Source organism: Microcystis sp. M169S2 (assembly GCF_020245865.1).
GTDB lineage: Bacteria > Cyanobacteriota > Cyanobacteriia > Cyanobacteriales > Microcystaceae > Microcystis > Microcystis ichthyoblabe_A.
In genome coordinates, this window is sequence record NZ_JADBUB010000230.1 from 1 (window position 1) to 4,181 (window position 4,181).

Consider the following 4,181-nt stretch of genomic DNA (forward strand, 5'->3'; position numbering starts at 1 on the left):
AAGAACAGCGGGGGGGGAATTACGGTAGAGAATTCTTGTCCATTAATAAATGTTACAAATTACATGGGTACACTAAGAAGAGTTAAGGGGTATATCCATTGATGGATAAGGGTTTCGGCTATTATGGTATATATGTATGGGGGAAGTTCAGATATCAGGAGAGACACTACTGCAAGGGGAGTGACTCTTATAGTGTTTCCTGTTCGCAAGAGGTACATTATCAATGTTGAAAAGCTTAATTAGCAAAGGTTTAAATGTACCACACAGGTGTGAGAAACGCTATAAATTATTACAGATGTATCAGCAGCCGCGTGTAAGCATCCCACCGAAAAACTAATGCGCGGGGGGTTTGGGGGCGGCACTTCGACACGCTCAGTGACCGCGCCACGCACCCAACGGGGGGTTTGGGGGGTAGAACCCCCCAAAAGCTTGGATTGAGTGATCGAGTGCGAAGTAATACTAAATCCGTTGAGTATGGACTACATATCAGGAGAGGCACTCCTGCAAAACGGAGAATAAATAATCAGTTTTTAATAACCAGATTTAGTATTACTTAGCCGAGAAAATCCTCGATCGCCTGTGCCGTCTCTTCCGGTGCCTCTTCCGGTAAAAAATGACCACTGGCGATCGCCTGTCCCGTGACTTGATTAGCTCGCTGCTGCCAAAGAGCGCTCACATCGTATTGACGTGCGATGAAACCTTTTTTTCCCCAAAGAACCAAGAGGGGAGAGGAAATTTTCCGGTCTAAATCCTGACGATCATGCTCTAAATCGATAGTAGCGGCGGCCCGATAATCGGCACAGGTGGCGGTTATCGTGCTTAAATCTCGAAAACAACGCCGATATTCCCCCAAAGCTTCCTCTGTAAAAGCGCTAAAATCTCGCCCCCAACTTTGCAAGCAATGTTGCAGATAATAATCGGGATTAGCAGCGATCAGGGTTTCGGGAAAAGGGGAAGGCTGGAGCAAGAAAAACCAATGATAGTAGGCAGTGGCAAAAGTTTGATCAGTAGCCTCGTACATCGCCAGCGTTGGGGCTATATCGAGTAAAACGAGTTTTTTGACCTTTTCGGGAAAATCAAGGGCGAGACGGTGGGAAACTCGCGCTCCTCGATCGTGGCCGATCAGATAAAACTCCTGATAACCCAATTTTTCCATCAGCAACACCTGATCCAGGGCCATCACCCGCTTGCAATAATTGCTAGAATCCTCTAGGGGTAAGGGTTTATCGCTATCCCCGTAGCCGCGCAGATCCGTGGCGATCACCGTAAAATTAGCCGCTAATCGGGGGGCAATTTTATGCCACATTTGATGGGTTTGGGGATAACCATGGAGCAAAAGCAGCGGAAAACCGCGCCCACCTTTGACACCATTGATAGTAATGCCATTAACTTCTAGCTGAAATTTCCGAAAATTTGTCAGCATTTTTGCTTCCTGTCACCTTAGGGAGAGATAATTGCATCATCAGGCAAAAGTGGCCTAATCAGTAAAGTTTTTTCACTATAGCTCCTCAAGCCCCTATTTTTCTGGTAGATTAAAACCATTGGGTTGCTCAAAAATCAACGAGTTAAGCAGTAATTTGATTATGATCTCGATTATCTATTCCGATGAATTTCTCGATCACGATACAGGTATTTACCATCCCGAACAAGCGGCGCGTTTAACGGCAATTATCGAGGCTTTAAAACAAACAGAATGGCAGTCAAAATTAACATGGCATTTACCCACACCGATCGAAATTCGTGACGAAGTAATCCCTTTGATTAAACAAGTTCATAATCAAGATTATGTTGATAGATTGCGGCGAATTTGTCAACGGGGTGGGGGAAGATTGGATGCCGATACTCCCGTTTCTGCCCGTAGTTACGATGTGGCGTTACTAGCGGTTAGTGGCTGGTTAGATGGAGTCGATCGAGTTTTATCCACCGGCGATCCTGCCTTTATTTTAGCCCGTCCACCCGGACATCATGCCACTTCTAATTATGGCATGGGTTTCTGTCTGTTTTCTAATGCTGCTATTGCCGCCTATTATGCTTTAGAAAACAAAAGAGTGCAAAAAGTAGCGATTCTCGATTGGGACGTACATCACGGCAATGGCACCCAGGATATAGTCAAAAATCATCCCCAGATTGCCTATTGTTCCCTCCATCAATTCCCCTTTTATCCTGGCACGGGAGAAGCGCGAGAAAAAGGTGAGTTTAATAATGTTTTGAATATTCCCTTATCGGCGGGAAGTACGATTAAAGATTATCAAGAACATTTTGAGGGGCAAGTCATACCTTTTCTGAAAAATTTTCAACCGGATTTAGTGATTGTTAGTGCTGGATATGATGCCAATCAAGCGGATCCTCTGGCGGGAATTTGTTTACACCCACAGGATTATGGAATTTTAACCAAATACCTCTTAACTCTCAATAAACCGCTGCTTTTCGGCTTAGAAGGTGGTTATGATTTAGAAACTTTAGCGGCTTCCGTCGTCGCCACCTTAGAAGCTTTGCTCTGATCCTAATCCGGGTAATCGTTACATTTCTTTAAAAAGATTGGTAACAAAGCGATCTAATGCGGTAAGGTAAACGATCGATAGAAAAAAACCCTTGACCTAGTTGCCTTTTAAGATTATGAACTCCCTTGCGCCACACCTAAAAGCCAAAGCCCTCAAGCCCAATAGTCGTCGTCCTGCCAAAGAATTGTGTAGCGAGTGCGGACTTTGTGACACTTATTATATTCACTATGTTAAAGAAGCTTGTGCTTTTCTCAATCAACAAATCGCTGATTTAGAAGCAGCAGCACACGGCAAAAGTCGCGACTTAAATCAGGAAAATGATCTCTATTTTGGTGTTCATCAAGAGATGATGGCTGCCAAGAAAAAACAAGCTATCCCTGGGGCGCAATGGACAGGAATCGTCAGCACAATTGCCTGTGAAATGCTCAATCGTGGTTTAGTAGAAGGGGTGGTTTGTGTGCAGAATACCGCCGAGGATCGCTTTCAACCGCAGCCGATTCTCGCTCGTACCACGGAAGAAATTCTCGCCGCTAAAGTTAATAAACCGACTCTTTCTCCCAATTTATCAGTCCTAGAAGAAATTGAAAAATCGGGCATGAAACGGTTATTAGTTATCGGAGTTGGTTGTCAAATTCAAGCCCTAAGAGCAGTAGAAAAAAAATTAGGCTTAGAAAAGTTATATGTCTTAGGAACTCCCTGCGTCGATAATGTCACCCGCTCAGGACTGCAAAAGTTTCTAGAAACTACCAGTCGTTCCCCAGAAACCGTGGTTCATTACGAATTTATGCAGGATTTTCGGGTACACTTTAAACACGAAGATGGCTCGATGGAAATGGTTCCCTTTTTTGGCTTAAAAACTAATAAATTAAAGGATGTTTTTGCCCCTTCCTGTATGACTTGTTTTGATTATGTTAACTCCCTTGCCGATTTGGTTGTGGGCTATATGGGCGCACCTTTTGGCTGGCAATGGATTGTCGTTCGTAATGATACGGGCAAGGAAATGTTAGAGTTAGTTAAAGATCAATTAGACACCCAAGATGTTATGTCTAGTGGTGATAGAAAACAGGCGGTACAAAATAGCATTCCTGCCTATGATAAAGGTGTAACCTTGCCGATGTGGGCGGCAAAAATGATGGGAGTAGTAATTGAAAAAATTGGGCCTAAAGGTTTAGAATATGCTCGCTTTTCCATCGATTCTCACTTTACCCGTAATTACCTTTATGTTAAACGTAATTATCCTGAAAAATTAGCAGCCCATGTTCCTGAATATGCTAAAAAGATTGTAGAACAGTATAAATTGCCCGATTAATTAGGGTATGCCGAAAAAGTAGGGGCGCAGCGTTCGGATAGAAAATCTACGGTTTCAGCGATAGGTTATCGTCCGAATACTTCTGCTTCTTCGACAATCTCTTCCATAGTATTTTCTATATCTGCCGCCATACCAGCAAATTCCATAAAGTCAACGTCTGGATGTTTTGTTTTTATAGATTAGATGTTGTCAAATTTTCTCTTGACAAAAGCCTCTTGACATGATATTACTGGACTTCCCCGTTGACAAAAAGCCATAAGCTGTGCTGTAGAAGGGATTAAAAGAATTTCCAGCGCCCCGTTACTGGCTACAAATTAGGGAAACTCCCAATAAATCTAACGCTTTTTGTTGCAGTTGAGTCGGTCGAGTTA

At 43.3% G+C, this 4,181-nt stretch carries 4 protein-coding genes; 2 read left to right on the forward strand and 2 right to left on the reverse strand.

Annotated features, from left to right (window positions below; genetic code table 11):
* Positions 1-239 precede the first annotated feature (239 nt).
* Both IM485_RS20745 and IM485_RS20750 read right to left on the reverse strand, forming a co-directional pair.
* Entirely contained in the window at positions 240-476 is a 237-nt protein-coding gene (locus tag IM485_RS20745) for a hypothetical protein (protein WP_104398408.1), read from the reverse strand.
* Between the two features lie 77 nt (positions 477-553).
* Entirely contained in the window at positions 554-1,423 is an 870-nt protein-coding gene (locus tag IM485_RS20750; RefSeq protein ID WP_104398407.1) for an alpha/beta fold hydrolase, read from the reverse strand.
* Between the two features lie 160 nt (positions 1,424-1,583).
* On the opposite strand from IM485_RS20750, the gene IM485_RS20755 reads away from it, so the two are divergent.
* Both IM485_RS20755 and IM485_RS20760 read left to right on the forward strand, forming a co-directional pair.
* Positions 1,584-2,501: a histone deacetylase family protein gene (locus tag IM485_RS20755; protein ID WP_104398409.1), complete on the forward strand. Its 918-nt coding sequence runs from the start codon at positions 1,584-1,586 to the stop codon at positions 2,499-2,501.
* Positions 2,502-2,616: 115 nt separating this feature from the next.
* Positions 2,617-3,810 (forward strand): Coenzyme F420 hydrogenase/dehydrogenase, beta subunit C-terminal domain, encoded by a 1,194-nt coding sequence (locus IM485_RS20760; protein ID WP_104398406.1) that lies wholly within the window; start codon positions 2,617-2,619, stop codon positions 3,808-3,810.
* Positions 3,811-4,181: the final 371 nt, after the last annotated feature.

What these genes read in the sequence shown, in the direction of transcription:
- IM485_RS20750 (WP_104398407.1), bottom strand. Translation starts at nt 1,423, where the DNA reads ATGCTGACAAATTTTCGGAAATTTCAGCTAGAAGTTAATGGCATTACT.
- IM485_RS20760 (WP_104398406.1), top strand. Translation starts at nt 2,617, where the DNA reads ATGAACTCCCTTGCGCCACACCTAAAAGCCAAAGCCCTCAAGCCCAAT.
- IM485_RS20755 (WP_104398409.1), top strand. Translation starts at nt 1,584, where the DNA reads ATGATCTCGATTATCTATTCCGATGAATTTCTCGATCACGATACAGGT.